The sequence below is a fragment of the Streptomyces gobiensis genome (assembly GCF_021216675.1).
In the GTDB taxonomy this organism is placed as follows: domain Bacteria; phylum Actinomycetota; class Actinomycetes; order Streptomycetales; family Streptomycetaceae; genus Streptomyces; species Streptomyces gobiensis.
This window is the reverse complement of the sequence record NZ_CP086120.1, coordinates 814,258-833,335: the sequence shown is the minus strand read 5'-3', so window position 1 is coordinate 833,335 and position 19,078 is coordinate 814,258. Positions and strand designations below refer to the sequence as shown.

General features: G+C 67.5%; 19 protein-coding genes and 1 riboswitch. Of the genes, 13 read left to right on the top strand and 6 right to left on the bottom strand.

The annotated features are described in order from the left end of the window. The first annotated feature begins 26 nt into the window (after positions 1-26). Positions 27-383, top strand: a complete 357-nt coding sequence (locus test1122_RS03850; RefSeq protein ID WP_232267743.1) for a HesB/IscA family protein — start codon at positions 27-29, stop codon at positions 381-383. A gap of 66 nt (positions 384-449) precedes the next feature. Here the strand turns inward: test1122_RS03850 and test1122_RS03845 are convergent, their stop codons facing one another. Together test1122_RS03845 and test1122_RS03840 are read right to left on the bottom strand one after the other, a co-directional pair. Further along, entirely contained in the window at positions 450-1,820 is a 1,371-nt protein-coding gene (locus test1122_RS03845) for a hypothetical protein (RefSeq protein WP_232267742.1), read from the bottom strand. A 69-nt stretch (positions 1,821-1,889) separates the two neighbouring features. Beyond that, entirely contained in the window at positions 1,890-2,108 is a 219-nt protein-coding gene (locus tag test1122_RS03840; protein WP_232267741.1) for a hypothetical protein, read from the bottom strand. A gap of 132 nt (positions 2,109-2,240) precedes the next feature. On the opposite strand from test1122_RS03840, the gene test1122_RS03835 reads away from it, so the two are divergent. After that, positions 2,241-3,215: a carbohydrate kinase family protein gene (locus test1122_RS03835; RefSeq protein WP_232267740.1), complete on the top strand. Its 975-nt coding sequence runs from the start codon at positions 2,241-2,243 to the stop codon at positions 3,213-3,215. 354 nt (positions 3,216-3,569) lie between these two features. Here test1122_RS03835 and test1122_RS03830 read toward each other — a convergent pair whose 3' ends face one another. Continuing rightward, on the bottom strand, positions 3,570-4,946 hold the full coding sequence (locus tag test1122_RS03830; RefSeq protein WP_232267739.1) for a cysteine desulfurase/sulfurtransferase TusA family protein: 1,377 nt from the start codon (positions 4,944-4,946) through the stop codon (positions 3,570-3,572). Positions 4,947-5,178: 232 nt separating this feature from the next. On the opposite strand from test1122_RS03830, the gene ctaC reads away from it, so the two are divergent. From ctaC to test1122_RS03810, 4 genes are all read left to right on the top strand, one after another. Further along, complete coding sequence (gene ctaC, locus test1122_RS03825) at positions 5,179-6,171, top strand: aa3-type cytochrome oxidase subunit II (protein ID WP_232267738.1); 993 nt, start codon at positions 5,179-5,181, stop codon at positions 6,169-6,171. Beyond that, on the top strand, positions 6,168-7,901 hold the full coding sequence (gene ctaD, locus test1122_RS03820) for an aa3-type cytochrome oxidase subunit I (protein WP_232267737.1): 1,734 nt from the start codon (positions 6,168-6,170) through the stop codon (positions 7,899-7,901). Before ctaC ends, ctaD begins: the two co-directional genes overlap by 4 nt. Beyond that, the gene (locus test1122_RS03815; protein ID WP_232267736.1) at positions 7,898-8,296 is read left to right on the top strand and encodes a cytochrome c oxidase subunit 4; all 399 of its coding nucleotides are present in this window, start codon (positions 7,898-7,900) and stop codon (positions 8,294-8,296) included. Before ctaD ends, test1122_RS03815 begins: the two co-directional genes overlap by 4 nt. A 107-nt stretch (positions 8,297-8,403) precedes the next feature. Beyond that, the gene (locus tag test1122_RS03810; RefSeq protein WP_232267735.1) at positions 8,404-9,654 is read left to right on the top strand and encodes a L,D-transpeptidase; all 1,251 of its coding nucleotides are present in this window, start codon (positions 8,404-8,406) and stop codon (positions 9,652-9,654) included. Positions 9,655-9,886: 232 nt separating this feature from the next. Here test1122_RS03810 and test1122_RS03805 read toward each other — a convergent pair whose 3' ends face one another. Further along, positions 9,887-10,288 carry a DNA-binding transcriptional response regulator gene (locus tag test1122_RS03805; RefSeq protein WP_232267734.1) on the bottom strand — a complete coding sequence of 134 codons (402 nt, stop codon included), beginning with the start codon at positions 10,286-10,288 and terminating at the stop codon, positions 9,887-9,889. A gap of 208 nt (positions 10,289-10,496) precedes the next feature. On the opposite strand from test1122_RS03805, the gene ctaE reads away from it, so the two are divergent. From ctaE to test1122_RS03775, 6 genes are all read left to right on the top strand, one after another. Further along, positions 10,497-11,117 carry an aa3-type cytochrome oxidase subunit III gene (ctaE, locus tag test1122_RS03800; RefSeq protein WP_232267733.1) on the top strand — a complete coding sequence of 207 codons (621 nt, stop codon included), beginning with the start codon at positions 10,497-10,499 and terminating at the stop codon, positions 11,115-11,117. A gap of 93 nt (positions 11,118-11,210) precedes the next feature. After that, on the top strand, positions 11,211-12,038 hold the full coding sequence (gene qcrC / locus test1122_RS03795; protein ID WP_232267732.1) for a cytochrome bc1 complex diheme cytochrome c subunit: 828 nt from the start codon (positions 11,211-11,213) through the stop codon (positions 12,036-12,038). Next, positions 12,035-13,102, top strand: coding sequence for a cytochrome bc1 complex Rieske iron-sulfur subunit (gene qcrA, locus test1122_RS03790; protein WP_232267731.1), 1,068 nt, complete (start codon positions 12,035-12,037; stop codon positions 13,100-13,102). Before qcrC ends, qcrA begins: the two co-directional genes overlap by 4 nt. Beyond that, entirely contained in the window at positions 13,099-14,733 is a 1,635-nt protein-coding gene (gene qcrB / locus test1122_RS03785) for a cytochrome bc1 complex cytochrome b subunit (RefSeq protein ID WP_232267730.1), read from the top strand. The genes qcrA and qcrB overlap by 4 nt, the downstream gene beginning before the upstream one ends. Before the next feature lie 246 nt (positions 14,734-14,979). Then, the gene (trpD, locus tag test1122_RS03780) at positions 14,980-16,044 is read left to right on the top strand and encodes an anthranilate phosphoribosyltransferase (RefSeq protein ID WP_232267729.1); all 1,065 of its coding nucleotides are present in this window, start codon (positions 14,980-14,982) and stop codon (positions 16,042-16,044) included. A 117-nt stretch (positions 16,045-16,161) separates the two neighbouring features. After that, positions 16,162-16,280, top strand: a riboswitch (SAM riboswitch). A 94-nt stretch (positions 16,281-16,374) separates the two neighbouring features. After that, on the top strand, positions 16,375-17,682 hold the full coding sequence (locus test1122_RS03775; protein ID WP_232267728.1) for an aminotransferase class V-fold PLP-dependent enzyme: 1,308 nt from the start codon (positions 16,375-16,377) through the stop codon (positions 17,680-17,682). A gap of 30 nt (positions 17,683-17,712) precedes the next feature. Here test1122_RS03775 and test1122_RS03770 read toward each other — a convergent pair whose 3' ends face one another. Both test1122_RS03770 and test1122_RS03765 read right to left on the bottom strand, forming a co-directional pair. Next, entirely contained in the window at positions 17,713-17,994 is a 282-nt protein-coding gene (locus tag test1122_RS03770) for an Lrp/AsnC family transcriptional regulator (RefSeq protein WP_232267727.1), read from the bottom strand. Next, on the bottom strand, positions 17,991-18,719 hold the full coding sequence (locus test1122_RS03765; RefSeq protein WP_232267726.1) for a rhomboid family intramembrane serine protease: 729 nt from the start codon (positions 18,717-18,719) through the stop codon (positions 17,991-17,993). The genes test1122_RS03770 and test1122_RS03765 overlap by 4 nt, the downstream gene beginning before the upstream one ends. A 104-nt stretch (positions 18,720-18,823) precedes the next feature. Here test1122_RS03765 and test1122_RS03760 point away from each other — a divergent pair, with 104 nt between their 5' ends. Continuing rightward, positions 18,824-19,063 carry a hypothetical protein gene (locus test1122_RS03760; protein WP_232267725.1) on the top strand — a complete coding sequence of 80 codons (240 nt, stop codon included), beginning with the start codon at positions 18,824-18,826 and terminating at the stop codon, positions 19,061-19,063. Positions 19,064-19,078 lie beyond the last annotated feature (15 nt).

Here is a 19,078-nt window from a genome sequence, read left to right as displayed (position 1 = left end):
GTCCGTACAACCCGGGAGAGAAGCAGATGTCCGTATCGGACGAGACCGCTGTGACGACTGACGGCATCATCCTGTCGGACGCCGCCGCGGCGAAGGTCAAGAGCCTGCTTGAGCAGGAGGGCCGCGACGATCTGGCGCTGCGTGTGGCCGTCCAGCCCGGTGGCTGCTCCGGTCTGCGCTACCAGCTCTTCTTTGATGAGCGTTCGCTCGACGGCGATGTCGTCAAGGATTTTGATGGTGTCAAGGTCGTCACCGACCGGATGAGCGCCCCGTACCTGGGCGGCGCCTCCATCGACTTCGTCGACACCATCGAGAAGCAGGGCTTCACCATCGACAACCCCAACGCCTCGGGCTCCTGCGCCTGCGGCGACTCGTTCAACTGATGACTCAGTAAGGCGGCGACCCCACCGGGGTCGCCGCCTTCGACGTATACAGGGCCGGGGTATCTGCTACTTCTTCGGGATCTTGTTGCCGTCCGCGTCGACGACGGTGCGGTCGCCGACCGGCTGGTCAAGGGTGACCTTCACGGTCATCGCCTTGGCGATCTTGATGCAGATCTGACCGGGCTCCTTGTCCCTCGCGGTGACCGTGACCTTGACTGTGTTCTTCGTCTCGTCGGCGCTGGCCGAGTAGTCGCTGCACACCCCGCCCCAGAAGTGCAGGGTCAGCTCGCGGTCCTTGCTGCTGTACGACTCCACCGACTGCCCCGCACCGCCGGGCCGGCCGGGCTCACCAGGTTCAGCGGGAGCGGCCGGGGGCTTGCCCGGCTCACTGCCGGGTACGGGCCGCGGAGCCAGATAGCGCGGTTCCACCGCGGGATACGCCACCGTATGCTCACTCTGTCCCTGTTCGACCTGGAACAGCCATGAGGGCAGCAGCAGCTGCCGCCCCTTCGAGGAGTGCGCCGCAAGACCGAACTCCGCGGCGGTCACCTTCAGCGGGCCCTGCTGGTCGGCCGGTCCGGGCTCACAGGGTGCCCGTACACACTGGATCCCGCTGGCGCCGCTGGAGCTCTTGTTCAGTGCCTTCAGCGCCTCCCCGGCGCTCAGCACCGGATAGTCCGCGCCCCTGGTGAGCCGGCCCAGCTTCCCGTTGGCGCGCACCAGCTGGCCATCCGAGCCGACCGTGATCCCGGTCTGCCAGCCGTGCGTGGGCAGCTCGCCCACCCGCGGCTCCGCCTGCACCATGCGCAGCGCGCCGACCGTCGAGCCCGTATCCACCGTGGCATCGCCCAGGCCCAGGGCCTTCAGCACCGGCGCGGCCGCCCGCCTGGCCCGCTGCTCGGACACCGGCTTCTGCTGGGGCTCACCGCTGGACGCCGGGGTGTCACCGTCCTGTGCGTAGCGGCTGTACGACCAGTCTCCCGGCTCTTCGGCGGTGACCCGCAGCGCGGGACCCATCCCGTCCTTGCCATCACTGACCATCCAGGAGCTCTGTTTCAGCTCCGGTGCGCTCTTGACTCCGAGCGCGGTGGCGAGTTCGGCGACCGCCTTCTTGTCGGGGGATCCCGTGCCCCGGTAGACCGGAGCCCGGTCCGGGCCGTCCGGAAGCGGGCCCTGGGCGCGGTACGCCTGGCCGGAGTGGGCGGCGCGCTCCCCGCCATAGCCGTCCAGCGCGATCTTCGGCGGTGTGGCCTCTCCGCTGCCTCCGGGGCCGACCGGGGCGGCGGCGTCGCCCGGTTCTCCGCCGCTCATGGCGGTCGAAGCCCAGTACGCGCCACCGCCACCGGCCAGCAGCACCGCGGCCGCGACGGCTACGGCTGCGAACCGGCGCCGACGCGGCTCCACCGGTTCGTCGTGGATGTGGGGGTCGGTGCTCACCGCATCGCTCCTTATGACTCCGCCAGTCCATGGTGCCGATGGGACGGGACGGAGGAGCGCGCGGTTCCGTCAGTCGCCGTAGTCGGACATACCGTCCAGCAGCTGCGCGGACCGCGGCGGCACGGTCACGCCGTGCAGCAGCGACGGCGATACGGGGTTGGCGGTCTCGCCGCCGCCGGGATGATCAGCCGTCCAGTGCGGAGCCATCCGTGCGCAGTCACCGCGCAGTTGAGCGAGCGACTCGGGTTCCGGAGCGGGAGGGGAGGGGGAGGGAGTGCGCTTCGTCATACGGCAGACGCTACGCACAACACCTGCCGCCAGGTATCCCCTACTTTTGGGTAGTATTTCGCGGTCGGGAATCTTGCGCTGAACCGATAGCGTTGAGTGTCCCTTTCGTCGCCTCAACAGGAGCAGCCCGTCGTGCGTATCGCCGTCTCCGGCTCCATCGCCACTGACCATCTGATGACGTTCCCTGGCCGCTTCGCGGACCAGCTCGTCGCCGATCAGCTGCACACCGTTTCGCTGTCCTTCCTGGTCGACACCCTCGACATCCGCCGTGGCGGAGTGGGGGCCAATATCTGTTTCGGCATGGGCCAGCTCGGCGCCCAGCCCGTCCTGGTCGGTGCCGCCGGTGCCGACTTCGCGGAATACCGTGCCTGGCTGGAACGGCACGGGGTCGACACGGCCTCGGTCCGTATCTCCGAGGTACTGCACACCGCGCGCTTCGTCTGCACGACCGACACCGACCACAACCAGATCGGCTCCTTCTACACCGGAGCGATGAGTGAGGCCCGGCAGATCGAACTGCAGTCGGTCGCCGACCGCGTCGGCGTGCTGGACCTGATCCACATCGGCGCCGACGACCCCGAGGCGATGATGCGCCACACGGAGGAGTGCCGCACCCGGGGCATTCCCTTCGCCGCCGACTACTCGCAGCAGCTCGCGCGCATGGGCGGCGAGGAGATCCGGGCGCTGACCGATGGTGCGGCCTACCTCTTCGCCAATGAGTACGAGACGGCCCTCATCGAGACCAAGACCGGATGGTCCGCCGACGAGGTCCTGGACAGGGTCGGCACCCGGGTCACCACGCTGGGTGCGCGTGGTGTCCGTATCGTGCGGGCCGGTGAGCCCGTCATCGAGGTCGGCTGCCCCGAGGAGGAGACCAAGGCCGACCCGACCGGCGTCGGCGACGCGTTCCGTGCGGGCTTTCTCTCCGGGCTGGCCTGGGGGGTGAGCCTGGAGCGGGCGGCGCAGGTTGGCTGCATGCTGGCGACGCTTGTCATTGAGACGGTCGGTACGCAGGAGTACGAGCTGCACCGGGTGCACTTTATGGAGCGCTTCACCAAGGCGTATGGGGCGGACGCCGCCACCGAGGTCCAGGCTCACCTGGCCTAGCCCGCTGTCCGGCTGCCCCCATGCGGCTCCACCGCGTGGGGGCTCGCCCCGCCCGGGTGGGTGTCCCCGTATCCCGCCCCTTCCCGGCTGTGCCGATATGCGGCTCCGCCGCCTGGCGGGGCTTCGCCCCCGCGCCGGGGTGCCGTGGGGGTTTCCCCAATTCCCGCCCCTTCCCGGAAACCGGGGCTTCGCCCCGGGCCCCGGCCATCACCGGTGCGGGCCGGTGGCCGGGTGTTGTGCCCACCCTCCCCCAGCTACCTCCCCCAGACTCCGTCTGGGAGGTGCCCCCAGGCGGTGCCCCCACGCCCTGCGGAACGACTGCCCACAACATTCCGGGGCCGTCCTGCGGCGGGGTTACTTTGTGCGGCGTACTTGGTGGGTGGTGCCTTTGGCGCCCAGGTATTCGTGGCCCCGCATTTCGCACCATGCCGGGATGTCCAGCCGTGCCGCCTCGTCGTCGGCGAGTACCGTGACGACGCCGCCCACCGGTACGTCGCCGATCACCTTCGCCAGCTCGATCACCGGGATCGGGCACCGCTTGCCCAGCGAGTCAACGGTGACCGAGGAGCCGCCGGACTCCGTGGCTGGCGCGCCCAGCTGGGACCGTACCGAGGCCACCGCCTCCGGCAGCGCGGCGAGGAACTCGTCGACCTCCTCCGCCGTCGTGCCCGGCGGCAGCGAGACCCGGATGTTGCCCCCCGACAGCACCCCCATCGCCCGCAGCACATGGCTCGGGGTCAGGGTGCTGGACGTACAGGAGGAGCCGGAGGAGACCGAGAAGCCCGCGCGGTCCAGCGCGTGCAGCAGGGACTCGCCGTCCGCGTAGAGGCAGGAGAAGGTCACCACATGGGGCAGCCGCCGCACCGGATCACCGGCCACCTGCACATCCGGTACCAGCTCCGGCACCCGGTTGCGGATACGGTCCACCAGTGGCCGCAGCCGCTCCGCCTCCGCGCCCGCCTCGGCCTGCACCGCCCGGAGGGAAGCCGCAGCGGAAATAATTGCCGGAAGGTTCTCAAAGCCGGGCATACGGCCCGACTCCCGTTCATCAGTCGGCGGCCGGGCCGCGAAACGTACGCCCTTGCGCACCACCAGCAACCCCACGCCGCTCGGCCCGCCCCACTTGTGCGCGCTGGCGGTCAGCAGCGACCAGTCACCGCCCACGGATCCCCAGCCAAGCGACTGCGCGGCGTCCACCAGCAGCGGCACACCCGCCTCCTGGCACACCCCGGAGACATCAGCGACCGGCTGCACCGTGCCCACCTCGTGGTTGGCGGACTGCAGACAGGCCAGCGCGGCGGCGTCCCGGCCTTCCCGCCCATCCCGCAGCGCTTGCGCGAAGGCATCCGCTGTGACCCGGCCGCCCCGGTCCACACCGACCTCGGTCACCGTGCCGCCGTCCGCCTCATGGGCCGCCGCCGAGTGCAGGACCGCCGAGTGCTCGACGGCGGAGACAATCAGCCGCCGCCCGGCCCGCCGCCGCCCGGCGAGCGCACCGGCGATCCCGGAGTGCAGTGCCTGGGTGCCCGATGGTGCGAAGACCAGCTCATCCGGGCGGCATCCCACCCCCTCCGCGGCCGTCTCGCGCGCCGCGTCCAGCAGCATCCGGGCCCGCCGCCCCTCGCGGTGCAGCCGGGCTGGATCAGCCCAGCCCTCATCCAGCGCGGCGAGCAGGGCCTGCCGGGCGACGGGATGGAGCGGAACGGCGGAAGCAGCGTCAAAGTAAGGCACAAGTAAACGCTAACGCGCAGGCGAAATGGTGTCAGAACAGCTCCCGGTCCCGGCGATCCCACTCCATCAGTGGGAGCAGCGGCGCGTTACCCACCCTCCCCGCGTGACCCTAAAAAGCGTCCAGTAGGGTTTGCTCCGCATAAACATCCAAACCCCTGCCCGCGCCAGGGCCGGCGCCCGAACCATACGGCCGCGCCCGGCCGAGCGGGCGAGACTCTCGGGAAGGCGCTACGTGAGTCCCAACGGCTCCGACCTCCCCCACGCCCTGGCGGGCGCGGGCGGTCCCCCCAGGCGGCGCCCGATGCGGCGGATGCTGCCGCAGGCGCTTGCTGCGGGCCTGGTCCTGGCGACCGCGACCGGTTGCACATACAAGGACTTCCCCCGCCTCGGTATGCCCACCCCCGTCACGGAGGAGGCGCCGCGGATCCTCTCCCTGTGGCAGGGCTCGTGGGCGGCTGCGCTCGCCACGGGTGTACTGGTGTGGGGCCTGATCCTGTGGAGCGTCATCTTCCACCGGCGCTCCCGGACCAAGGTGGAGATTCCTCCGCAGACCCGGTACAACATGCCCATCGAGGCCCTGTACACGGTCGTTCCGCTCATCATCGTCTCGGTGCTCTTCTACTTCACCGCACGTGATCAGGCGGCGCTCCTGGAGACCTCCAAGAAGCCCGACCATGTCATCAATGTGGTGGGCTTCCAGTGGAGCTGGGCCTTCAACTACATGGCGGACGTGGACGGCGACAAGTCCAGCGACAACCGGGACGCCGGGGAACTGGCCGCGATTCCGGACCGCATGATGGCAGCCGTACCGGAGGGCGCCGAGGGCGTCCACGACATCGGTACACCGGCTGACCGGAATCCGCAGACCGGCAACCCGGGGCCCACCCTCTGGCTGCCCAAGGGCGAGACGGTCCAGTTCGTGCTGACCTCGCGGGACGTCATCCACTCCTTCTGGGTGCTGCCGTTCCTGATGAAGCAGGACGTCATCCCCGGACACACCAACCGCTTCGAGGTGACTCCGAACAAGGAGGGGACCTTCCGGGGCAAGTGCGCCGAGCTGTGCGGTGTGGACCACTCCCGGATGCTCTTCAACGTCAAGGTGGTTTCCCCGGAGCGCTACCAGAAGCACCTGGAGGAACTGGCTGAGAAGGGCCAGACCGGCTACCTTCCGGCGGGCATTGCGCAGACGGACGCGGCCAAGAATGCGGAGACCAACAACCCGTGAGCATCCTCAACGAACCCCAGGGTGCCGCCGCAGCAGACGACTCATATGAGAACGAGCTGCCGGTGCGGCGCAAAGAGCCCGGCAACATCGTGGTGAAGTGGCTGACGACCACCGATCACAAGACGATCGGCACGCTCTATCTGATCACCTCGTTCATCTTCTTCGTTATCGGCGGTGTGATGGCGCTCTTCATGCGCGCCGAACTCGCCCGGCCGGGTACGCAGATCATCTCGAACGAGCAGTTCAACCAGCTGTTCACCATGCACGGCACGGTGATGCTGCTGATGTTCGCGACCCCGCTGTTCGCCGGTTTCGCGAACTGGATCATGCCGCTGCAGATCGGTGCGCCCGATGTGGCGTTCCCGCGGCTGAACATGCTGGCCTACTGGTTCTATCTGTTCGGCTCGACGATCGCCGTGGCCGGCTTCATCACCCCGAACGGTGCGGCCAACTTCGGCTGGTTCGCCTACGCACCACTCAATGACGCGATCCGCTCGCCCGGCGTGGGCGCCGATATGTGGATCATGGGTCTGGCCCTCTCCGGCTTCGGCACGATCCTCGGTGCGGTCAACTTCATCACCACCATCATCTGCATGCGCGCTCCGGGCATGACGATGTTCCGGATGCCGATCTTCACCTGGAATGTGCTGCTCACCGGTGTGCTGGTGCTGCTGGCCTTCCCGGTCCTGGCCGCCGCGCTGTTCGCCCTTGAGGCAGACCGGCAATTCGGGGCGCATATCTTCGATGGGGCCAATGGCGGTGCCCTGCTGTGGCAGCACCTCTTCTGGTTCTTCGGCCATCCCGAGGTGTACATCATCGCGCTGCCGTTCTTCGGCATCGTCTCCGAGGTCATTCCGGTCTTCTCCCGGAAGCCGATGTTCGGCTACATCGGCCTGATCGCGGCGACCATCGCGATCGCCGGTCTGTCCGTGACCGTGTGGGCGCACCACATGTATGTCACCGGCGGTGTGCTGCTGCCGTTCTTCGCCTTTATGACCTTCCTGATCGCCGTCCCGACCGGAGTGAAGTTCTTCAACTGGATCGGCACCATGTGGAAGGGCTCGCTCTCCTTCGAAACCCCGATGCTCTGGACGGTCGGCTTCCTGATCACCTTCCTGTTCGGTGGTCTGACCGGAGTCATCCTGGCTTCGCCGCCGCTGGACTTCCACATCTCCGACTCGTACTTCGTGGTGGCGCACTTCCACTACGTGGTGTTCGGCACCGTGGTCTTCGCGATGTTCGCGGGCTTCCACTTCTGGTGGCCGAAGTTCACCGGCAAGATGCTCGACGAGCGGCTTGGCAAGATCACCTTCTGGACGCTGTTCGTGGGCTTCCACGGCACCTTCCTGGTCCAGCACTGGCTGGGCGCCGAAGGCATGCCGCGGCGCTACCCGGACTATCTGAACGCCGACGGGTTCACCGCGCTGAACACCATCTCGACGATCAGCTCGTTCCTGCTGGGCATGTCGCTCCTGCCGTTCCTCTACAACGTCTGGAAGACGCAGAAGTACGGCAAGAAGATCGAGGTCGACGACCCTTGGGGCTATGGACGTTCACTTGAATGGGCGACGTCCTGCCCGCCGCCGCGGCATAACTTCCTCACGCTGCCGCGGATCCGGTCCGAATCTCCGGCCTTCGATCTGCACCACCCGGACATCGCGGCGCTGGAGCAGCTCGATCCGCATGGCTCCGACCAGGCGCTCACCGGCAGGAAGGAGGGCGAAAAGTGAAGATCCAGGGCACGATGTTCATCTGGCTGTCGGCCTTCATTCTGATCGTCGCCATTGTGTACGGCGTGTGGTCGAATGAACCGGTCGGTACCACCGCGCTGTTCCTGGCGTTCGGACTGGCCATCATGATCGGTTACTACCTGGCGTTCACCGCACGCCGGGTGGACACCGGGGCGCAGGACAACAAGGAAGCGGACGTCGCGGACGACGCCGGGGAGCTGGGCTTCTTCAGCCCGCACAGCTGGCAGCCGCTCGCCGTGGGCGTCGGCAGCGCCCTCGCCTTCATGGGCGTCGTCTTCGGCTGGTGGCTGCTCTACTTCTCGGTGCCGGTCATCCTGGTCGCGATCTTCGGCTGGGTCTTCGAGTACTACCACGGCGAGAACCAGACTCAGTAGGACGTTTCGCCGAGAAGTCAAGGATCGACCCCGGGCAACCGCCCGGGGTCGACCCATGTGGGCGTATCCAGCGCGCCCATGATGAGCAGTTTTCATACTTTTAAGCCATGAGTTATGGGACGCATGGACCGAAACGAATCACGCTGAGCTGCGCGCTGCTGCTGGCACCCACCATGGTGCTGACCGCGTGCGGTGACTCCTCGCACCCACTGGCCGCGAAGCCGTACGACGCCGCGAGCCAGGTGGCCGTCAGCATGGGCGGAAACAGCAGCCGTGCCGTTGACCCCGACAAGCCGCTTGAGGTCACCTCCAAGAGCGGCAACGGGCAGATCACGGACGTGCTCGCGATAGACGCGGCCGGCCGCTATGTGCGCGGGGAGTTGTCGGAGGACGGCAGCAGCTGGCGCAGTACCAGCCCGCTGGCCGCCGGGCAGACGTACACGGTGCAGATCAGCACCGAGAACAGGAGCGGCAAGCCCGGCCGCCGTACCGTGAACTTTGACACCCGCAAACCCGATGCCAAACAGCTGCTGAAGGTGAAGTTCGGGCCGGACAGCGGCACCTACGGCGTGGGACAGCCCATCACCGCCGAGCTCAGTAAGAAGATCAAGGGCAAGGCGCAGCGTCGAATAGTTGAGCGAGCGCTCCAGGTCCGCTCAACGCCGAGCGTCAAGGGCGCCTGGCACTGGGTGGACGGCAAGAAGCTGCACTACCGCCCCAAGGAGTACTGGCCCGCCCACGCCACCATCACCGCCAAGAGCCGGCTGGCGGGCGTCAAGATCCGTGACGGGCTGTACGGCGGCAGGACCAAGCCGCTGAAGCTGAAGACCGGCGACCGGATCGAAGCCATCGCGGACGCCTCCGCACTGGTGATGACCGTCAAGAAGAACGGTGAGGTCGTCAACACCATGCCGATCACCACCGGCATGGCCGGGTACCGCACCCGCAACGGCACCAAGGTGGTGCTGGAGAAGTCGTCCTACGTCCGGATGCGCAGCGCCAGCGTCGGCATATCCGATTTCTACGACCTGCCGGTCTACTGGGCCACACGGCTGACCTGGAGTGGCGAGTATGTGCACGGCGCGCCCTGGTCGGCGGGTTCACACGGCGTCGCCAACGTCAGTCACGGCTGCACGGGGGCCAGCTCCAGCAACGCCCGCTGGTTCTTCAACTCCATCCGGCCCGGTGACCTGGTGACACACGTCAACACCGATGGCTCGCGGATGCCGGCCTTCGGCAATGGATTCGGCGACTGGAACATGACCTGGGACAAGTGGCGGAAGGGCAGCGCGCTGCTCGAAGGCACCCGCGAGGGCTCGACCCCCGCAGACAAGGCCCGCCTCCGCCCCCGGATCTAGGGGGTGTCTGGTGGATCCGCGCGGCGTCGCGACGCCTGGCACGCACGCTCGCTGCGTTGTCGTCGGTCGCCAACCAACCAGGTTGGCTTCCTCCTCCGCCTTGCGATCACACGCACCAGACGCCGCTCCTTCTTCCACGGAGACCCACCAGACACCCCCTAGGTCCCCCTGTTTCCCCCGCAGCCGGGGGCCTGGACAGAGCTCCGGGCCCCCGGCCTGCGTCTGGCCACGCTCAGGCGGCGTTCTGACGGCGCTGGCGCAGCAGCCCGGCCAGCGAGTCGGTCAGGGCCACCGGGTCCAGCGGGTGGGAGACCACGGCCTCCGCCCGGCTCCAGGTGGCCAGCCAGGAGTCCGTGGGGCGGCCGATCAGCAGAAGCACGGGCGGGCAGTTGAAGATCTCGTCCTTGATCTGTCGGCACACCCCCATACCGCCCGCGGGGACCGCCTCACCGTCCAGCACACAGACATCGATGCCGCCCTTCTCCAGGGCGCTCAGCACCGCGGGGAGCGTCGCGCACTCCAGGTACTCCACCGAGGGCACATCGGCGGCGGGCCGGCGTCCGGCGGCCAGCCGCACCTGCTCGCGGGTGTTGGCGTCATCGCTGTAGACCAGCACCGTGGCCGTCGGCTGCATCGTTCCTCCGCGTCATGGGATCGGTTGGATCGAAACGTCAAGAAGCACTGCGAAGCGCTGCCCGGATGCTACTCCCTCAACCGCCCCCTCAACAGCACCGGGAACGCCGCTCTGATGGCCGTGTGAAGGGGCCGTTTGCGCAGCGCACATACGTCGGACACACCGAACGGCACCCCCCGAAGTCAGTACGGAATAAGCGACCGACATAATGTCGGTCGTGGCGACAGCAACAGCAGTAGAAACCGGGCACGCGCACCCGTCGGTCAATCGGCCGAACCTCACCAGCGTCGGAACCATCATCTGGCTGAGTTCCGAGCTGATGTTCTTCGCGGCCCTCTTCGCGATGTACTTCACCCTGCGATCGGTGATGGGAGCCGAGTACTGGTCGGAACAGGCGGACGGCCTGAACCTTCCGTTCGCGGCGACGAACACCACGATCCTGGTGCTCTCCTCACTCACCTGCCAGCTCGGCGTCTTCGCCGCCGAGCGCGGGGACGTGAAGAAGCTCCGCTCGTGGTTCGTGGTCACCTTCGTCATGGGCGCGATCTTCATCGGCGGCCAGATGTTCGAGTACGTGGAGCTGATCAAGCACGAGGGTCTTTCGCTCTCCTCGGACCCGTATGGTTCGGTGTTCTACCTGACCACCGGCTTCCACGGCCTCCATGTGACGGGCGGCCTGATCGCGTTCCTGTTCGTTCTCGGCAGGACGTACGCGGCCAGGCGGTTCACCCATCACCAGGCCACCGCTGCCATCGTCGTGTCCTACTACTGGCACTTCGTCGATGTCGTCTGGATCGGCCTCTTCGCCACGATCTACTTGATCAGGTAGTCCGGGCGCGCGCCGGACACATACAGCCGGACCGCACACAGACAGACATAACCAGAAGCATCGACGCAGAAGATCCTGACACCGGGGTAATCCGTGAAAAAGCTCTCCGCACGACGGCGCCATCCGCTGGCGGCGATCGTCGTTCTACTCTTCGCGCTGGCGGCCACCGGGGGGCTGTACGCCGCGTTCGCTCCTGTGGGCGAGGCGAAGGCCGACAACTCGGTGGCCTCTTCGCAGTCACTCGCCATCGAGGAGGGCAAGAAGCTCTACGCCGTTGGCTGCTCCAGCTGCCATGGAACCGGCGGCCAGGGCTCCAGCGACGGACCGAGCCTCGTTGGCGTCGGCGCCGCCGCTGTCGACTTCCAGGTCGGCACCGGCCGGATGCCCATGCAGTCGCCTGGCGTCCAGGCGCCAGAGAAGCCCAAGGTCTACACACAGGCCGAGATCGACCAGCTCGCGGCGTATGTCGCCTCGCTTGGTGCCGGTCCGTCCGTGCCCACCAAGGAGCAGTACAGCCCCGAGGGGCTCAGCGCCAAGGAGATCGGCGAGGGGGGCAAGCTCTTCCGGACGAACTGTGCGCAGTGCCACAACTTCACCGGCCAGGGCGGCGCGCTCACCAAGGGCAAGTACGCCCCCAACCTGCGGGATGTCCCTCCCAAGTACATCTACGAGGCCATGCTGACCGGCCCGCAGGACATGCCTGCCTTCCCCAATACCGTGCTGCCGGAGCAGCAGAAGAAGCAGATCATCGCGTATCTGGGCGAGGTCAACACCTCGGAGACGGAGGACCCGGGCGGCTGGGCACTCGGTGGCTTCGGACCCGTCAGTGAGGGTCTGTTCACCTGGACCATCGCCCTCGCGGTTCTGATCGGCGTCACCGTCTGGATCGCGGCCCGGAACGCCAAGGCCAGGAAGTCATGAGTAGCCAGACTGGATCCCACAACGACGTGTCAGACGACCACCTGCCGGCTGAGCAGGGTTCCGCACAGGGCGAGGTAAAGGTCGCGGACGATCCGTTCGCCGACCCGGGGCTGCCGCCTCACGAGGACCGCATCCAGGACATCGATGAGCGGGCCGCCAAGCGCTCCGAGCGCGTGGTCGCCCTGCTCTTCACCGTGTCCATGCTGGCCACGATCGGCTTTATCGCCTCCTATGTGACCTTCCCGATCGACAAGATCGTTTATATCTTCCCGTTCGGGCACATCAGCATTCTGAACTTCTCGCTGGGGCTCACCCTCGGTATCGCCCTGTTCTGCATTGGCGCGGGCGCGGTCCACTGGTCCCGGACCCTGATGGACAGTCACGAGGTCGTCCAGGAGCGCCACCCGATCGAGGCGAGTGACGCGACCAAGTCCGCGGCGCTGGCGGCGTTCGCGAAGGGCGCGGAGGACTCCGGGCTCGGCCGCCGGAAGCTGATCCGCAACACCATGTTCGGCGCGCTGGCCCTGGTGCCGCTCTCCGGTCTGGTGCTGCTGCGCGACCTGGGCCCGCTGCCGGAGGACAAGCTCCGCAGCACGATGTGGAAGAAGGGGCTTCGTCTCGTCAACGAGAACACCCTGGAGCCGCTGCGGCCCGAGGACATCACGGTGGGCTCGCTGACCTTCGCCATGCCGGAGGGCCTGGACCCCGAGGACCATGATTTCCCCAAGGAGATCGCCAAGGCGGCCCTGATGCTCATCCGGCTGGAGCCGAACGACATCAAGGACAGGCAGCAGCTGGACTGGGCCCACGAGGGCATCGTGGCCTACTCCAGGATCTGCACCCACGTTGGCTGCCCGGTCACCCTCTATGAGCAGCAGACGCACCATGTGCTCTGCCCGTGCCACCAGTCGACCTTCGATCTGACTGACGGCGCACGCGTGATCTTCGGCCCGGCCGGCCACCCCCTGCCACAGCTGCAGATCAGCGTCAGTAAGGACGGTTTCCTCGAGGCGCAGGGCGACTTCGCGGAGCCCGTCGGCCCGAGCTTCTGGGAGCGCGGATGAGTACGACAACTGAGAGCCCAAGGCCCCGGGGCAAGGCGCCCGCGGGCGAGCGGGTCGCTGACTGGGCCGATGGCCGTCTGGGGATCTACGGCGGGGCCAAGAAGAACCTGCGCAAGGTCTTCCCGGACCACTGGTCCTTCATGCTGGGCGAGATCGCCCTCTACTCCTTCATCATCATCATCCTGACCGGTGTCTACCTCACCCTGTTCTTCAAGCCGAGCATGGCCGAGGTGCACTACGACGGTCCGTATGTGCCGATGCAGGGTGTGCTGATGTCGGAGGCGTACGCCTCCACGCTGGACATCAGCTTCGATGTGCGCGGCGGTCTGCTGATGCGGCAGATCCACCACTGGGCAGCGCTCATCTTCCTGATGGCCATGATCGTGCACATGATGCGGGTGTTCTTCACCGGTGCGTTCCGCAAGCCGCGTGAGATCAACTGGCTCTTCGGCTTCCTGCTGCTGGTGCTCGGTATGTTCACCGGCTTCACCGGTTACTCGCTCCCGGACGACCTGCTCTCCGGCACCGGCACCCGGTTCATGGAAGGCGCGATCCTCGCCGTCCCGCTGGTCGGTACGTACCTCGCGATGTTCCTGTACGGCGGTGAGTTCCCCGGCACGGAGATCATCCCGCGGTTCTTCACCATCCATGTACTGCTGTTGCCCGGCATCATGCTGGGCTTGGTGGTGGCCCACCTGATCCTGGTCTTCTACCACAAGCACACCCAGTTCCCCGGGCCCGGACGGACCAACAAGAACGTCGTCGGCTTCCCGCTGATGCCGGTCTACACGGCCAAGGCCGGTGGCTTCTTCTTCCTGGTCTTCGGCATCATCGCGGTGATCTCCGCGACGTTCAGCATCAACCCGGTCTGGGTGCTCGGTCCGTACCGGCCCGACCAGGTCTCCACGAACGCCCAGCCGGACTGGTACATGGGCTTCTCCGAGGGCCTGATCCGGGTCATGCCCGGCTGGGAGTGGGTCATCCCGACCGGCCACACCATCAACTTCGGTGTGTTCATCCCGCTGATGATCTTCCCGCTGGTGCTGGCCGCGATCGCGGTCTACCCGTTCTTCGAGAACTGGGTCACCAAGGACAAGCGCGAGCACCACCTGCTGGACCGCCCGCGCAACGCTCCGACCCGTACCGCCTTCGGTGCGGCCTGGATCAGCTGGTACTTCGTGCTGCTGGTCGGCGGTGGCAATGACCTGTGGGCCATTCACTTCGACCTGTCGATCAACGCCATCACCTGGTTCGTCCGTATCGGCTTCTTCCTCGTGCCGGTGATCGTGTTCTGGGCGACCCGGCGGATCTGTCTGGGGCTGCAGCGGCGCGACCGGGAGAAGGTGCTGCACGGCCGGGAGACCGGCATCATCAAGCGCCTGCCGCACGGTGAGTTCATCGAGGTGCATGAGCCGCTCTCACAGGACCAGCTGCACACCCTCACCCAGCACGACCAGCACAAGCCGGCCGCGCTGCCCGCCGCGGTCGACGAGCACGGTGTCCGGCGCAAGGTCGGTCTGATGGAGAAGCTGCGCGTCAGGATCAGCCGTGGCTACTTCGGTGAGCACGGTCAGATTCCCAAGCCCACGCAGGAGGAGTACAAGCAGATCATGAGCGGCCACGGGCACTGACCTTGCGCCTAAACCGGCGCCGCTCTCGCGGACCTGGTTGCTCGCCGTTGGGGTTGCTCAATTGATGGTTGCTGTTTAGCAGGCCGGTCTGGGCCCTGGGTCTGTCCCCGCACGGGGACAGACCCAGGGGCCCGCTCGTGTGTCCGCACTGCGGCCACCCGGCCCTGTGGTGCGGCTGCGCCGATAGGCTGGCGACGGGCCTCCCCGGAGCGCCCTCGGTAGCCAAAGACACCAGGAGTGATCCCCATGAGTGCTGTGACCCCCGCAGGAGGCGAACACGTGGTGGCCCGCACCTGGCCGGACGTACTGAGCGCGCTGCTCGCTGGGCAGGACCTGACGGAGGCGGACACCGCCTGGGCGATGGACCGCATCATGCGTGGTGAGGCGACCGACGCCCAGATCGCGGGCTTCGCGGTGGCGCTGCGCGCCAAGGGCGAGACGGTGGGGGAGGTCTCCGGACTTGTACGAGCGATGTACGAGCACGCCAACACGATCGATGTCCCCGGCCCTTCCGTGGATATCGTCGGTACGGGTGGTGACCGTGCCAAGACGGTCAATATCTCCACCATGTCGGCCATCGTGATCGCCGGCACCGGGGCGAAGGTCATCAAGCACGGCAACCGTGCGGCGTCCTCAGCCAGCGGCTCCTCGGACGTCCTGGAGAAGCTGGGCGTCAATCTGGACCTGACCCCGGAACGGGTCGCCGAGGTCGCGGTGGAGGCCGGAATCAGCTTCTGCTTCGCGGTGAAGTTCCACCCGGCGCTGCGGCATGTGGCCGGTGCGCGCAAGGAGCTGGGTGTCCCCACCACCTTCAACTTCCTTGGCCCGCTGACAAATCCGGCCCGGGTGGATGCCCAGGCCACGGGCGTCGCGGATGCCCGGATGGCGCCGATCATGGCGGGAGTGCTCGCCGAGCGCGGTACCTCGGCGTTGGTCTTCCGCGGTGACGACGGGCTCGATGAGCTGACGACGACCTCGACATCGACGGTGTGGGTCGTACGGGAGGGCACGGTCCGGCAGGAGTCCTTTGACCCCCGGGATGTCGGCATCGAGCTGGTACCGATCGAGGCACTGCGGGGAGCGGACGCCGCCTACAACGCCGATGTCGCCCGGCGTCTGCTGGACGGCGAGGCCGGTCCGGTCCGCGACGCGGTCCTGCTGAACTCGGCAGCGGCCCTGGTGGCCCTTGAACCGGGCGAGGGCACCCTCGCGGAGCAGCTCGCGGCGGGCATGGCGAAGGCCGCGGAGTCCATTGACTCCGGCGCCGCGAAGATCACGCTCGACCGCTGGGTGGCCGCGAGCCACGCCTAGCGGGCAACGGGCAACGGGAAGCGACTCTGGGACGGGCCCCGGCGCCGGGCGCCGGGGCCCGTCCGTGATGCAGGCCACGTGTAGCGCGCAGGGATCATGTGGCATACTCCCGCTCAAGGTCACGAGTGACAGCGACTACGGCCCCGGCCCGCTGTCCGGCAACCCTCCGTCCGTGGTGGGGTGCCCCGGGTGATGACCGGGCCGCATGACAGCAAGGTCTGCGGCAAGCGCGGTCGAGGGAGTTCCTTTATGCGTAAGCGAATGCGTTAGGGCCTGGCGGCCCCCATCCTCGCCTGAACTTCCCTCCACCCTCTCTCAGGAGACTCCGCCATGTCTGTTTCCGCCGATGCCGCCTGCCGTAACGCCGACACCGCAGCCGCCGACACCACCGCCGTCCTGCCCGTGCTGGGCGCGGATGTGCGGGTGCCGCTCGCCACCGGGGGCGAGATCGAGTACGCCGCGCTCGACTACGCCGCCAGCGCTCCCGCCCTGCGGCGGGTATGGGAGGACATCGCCGCCTACGCGCCGTACTACGGCAGCGTCCACCGCGGGGCCGGATACCTCTCACAGCTCTCCACCGACCTCTTCGAGGAGAGCCGGGCCACGGTCGCCGAGTTCCTTGGCTGCCGCCCCGATGACCAGGTCGTCTTCACCCGCTCCACCACCGATTCGCTCAATCTCCTCGCCGCCGTCCTCCCGGCGGACACCCGGGTCTATGTCTTCGAGACCGAGCATCATGCCGCCCTTCTCCCGTGGCGCGGCCACGACACCACTTATCTGGACGCGCCGCCCACCCCACGGCACGCGGTCGCCGTGCTCGATGAGGCGCTGCACGCCGCGCCCAAGGGGCCGAAGCTGGTGTGTGTGACGGGAGCGTCCAATGTGACGGGGGAGCTCTGGCCGGTCGAAGAGCTGGCGGCCGCCGCGCACCGGCACGGCGCGCGTATTGTGCTGGACGCCGCGCAGTTGGCACCGCACCGTCCGGTGGATATCGCGGAGCTGGACGTCGACTGGGTCGCCTTCTCCGGGCACAAGCTGTACGCGCCCTTTGGCGCCGGGGTCCTCGCGGGCCGCGCGGACTGGCTGCGGGCGGCGGAGCCGTATCTCGCGGGTGGCGGTGCCAGCCGTAAGGTGTCGCGGCGCCCGGACGGTGGCGTGGAGGTTGAGTGGCAGACGTCCGCAGCCCGGCACGAGGCCGGGTCGCCCAATGTCATCGGCGCCTACGCCATCGCCGCTGCCTGCCGGGCGCTGACCGAGGCCGGGTTCGAGCGGCTGGTCGAGCGCGAGCAGCGGCTGATCGCCCGGCTCCGGGCGGGGCTGGCTGAGGTGCCCGGGATCAGGGTCCTCTCGCTCTTCGGTGATGACGCGCCGCGCGTCGGGGTGCTGTCTTTCGTGGTGGCGGGCTGGAACAGCTCGCAGTTCGCGGCGGCGCTCTCCGCTGAGCACGGCATCGGGGTGCGTGACGGGCTCTTCTGCGCTCATCCGCTGCTGCGTGTCCTGCTCGGTGCGGAGGAGGACGGGCCGGGGGAGTGCGGTTCCTCATCCCTGGACGCGATTCGGGTCAGCTTTGGGGTGGGCACGCCGGATGAGCATATTGACCGCTTCTTGGGCGCGGTCAGGCAGCTTGTCCGGGGTTAGCCCCCCAGTCTCCCACCCCTTCCCGGATCGTTACGCGTCGAGGCCGATGGCGAAGGCTGCTTCCAGGTCGTGCTGGGAATAGGTGCGGAACGCGATATGCGTCTCGGTGGACAGCACACCGGGAACCTTGCTGATTCGCCCCGGAATGACATCGGCGAGATCATCGTGCTGAGCCACCCGCACCATGGCGATCAGATCGTGCGCGCCGGTCACCGAGTACACCTCGCTGACCCCTTCCAGCGCGGCGATCTGCTCGGCGATCTCGGGAATCCGGTCGGTGCTGCTCTTGATGAGCACGATCGAAGTGATCACGGCTTTGGCCCTCTTTCGGTCGCCTGAGCTGGCCTGCTCACTCTAACCTCACCGCGGAAGCGGGCCCATGTGTAGAGGAAGCCGAGAGCGAAGCCGATGACATGGGTGAGATGGGCGGTGCCCGGCCCGTCGGTGTCGGCGCGGGCCGCCAGCCACTGCAGTGAGATCCAGAAGACCAGCACCGCCCAGGCCGGGAAGCGCAGCGGCAGGAAGAAGAGGAAGGGGTAGACGCCCGTGACCCGGGCCCGGGGGAAGAGATAGAGGAAGGCGCCGAGCACTCCGGAGATCGCCCCCGACGCACCCACCAGGGTCTGGCTGGAGTGCGGATGGACAGCCGCGTAGCTGAGCATCGCCGCATAGCCGATCACCAGATAGCAGCCGGTGAAGCGCAGTGCCCCCATCCGTCCCTCCACCATGCCGCCGAAGACAAAGAGGAAGAGCAGATTCCCCAGCAGGTGCATCCAGTTGCCGTGCAGGAAGACCGCGGTGAAGGGGGTGAACAGCGGACGCAGCGCACCGCTCCACAGCGTCTCCGGGCGCACGCCCCAGTGGCGGAAGTACGCGACCTGGGCGTGTCGCACCGCGTCATCGCTGCCGTACCCGCTGATGAAACCGGCGGCCGGGCTGAGCAGGAAGACCGCACAGCAGGTCCCGATCAGGGCGTATGTCATGACGGGCTGTCCGGACAGAGAGCGTGGCACGATCCGCTGCATGGTGTGGATCATGACGGCTTGGCCACGGCGTGGATGCCTCGACACACGCGGCAGGTGCCAGGCCGTAGGGTTGCGGGGAGAGTACCCACGCTCCGCGGAAAGAACAGGACGACACCATGCCGGTTCCTCAGCCCACGGCCGACACGCGCTGGCGCTGCACGCTGTGCGGCAATCTCACCCGGTTCGATGTGACCCGGACCAGCAAGGTCGTGGAGTACGTCCATCTGGACCTGGCGGGCGAGCCGAAGGTGGAGGAGCGCGAGGTTATCAGCGAGGCCATCGAGTCGGTGCGCTGTCGTTGGTGCAATGCGATGGACCAAGTCGAGCTGGTGGACCGGCCCGGCGCACAGGTCTGACGGACGGGCGGGTGT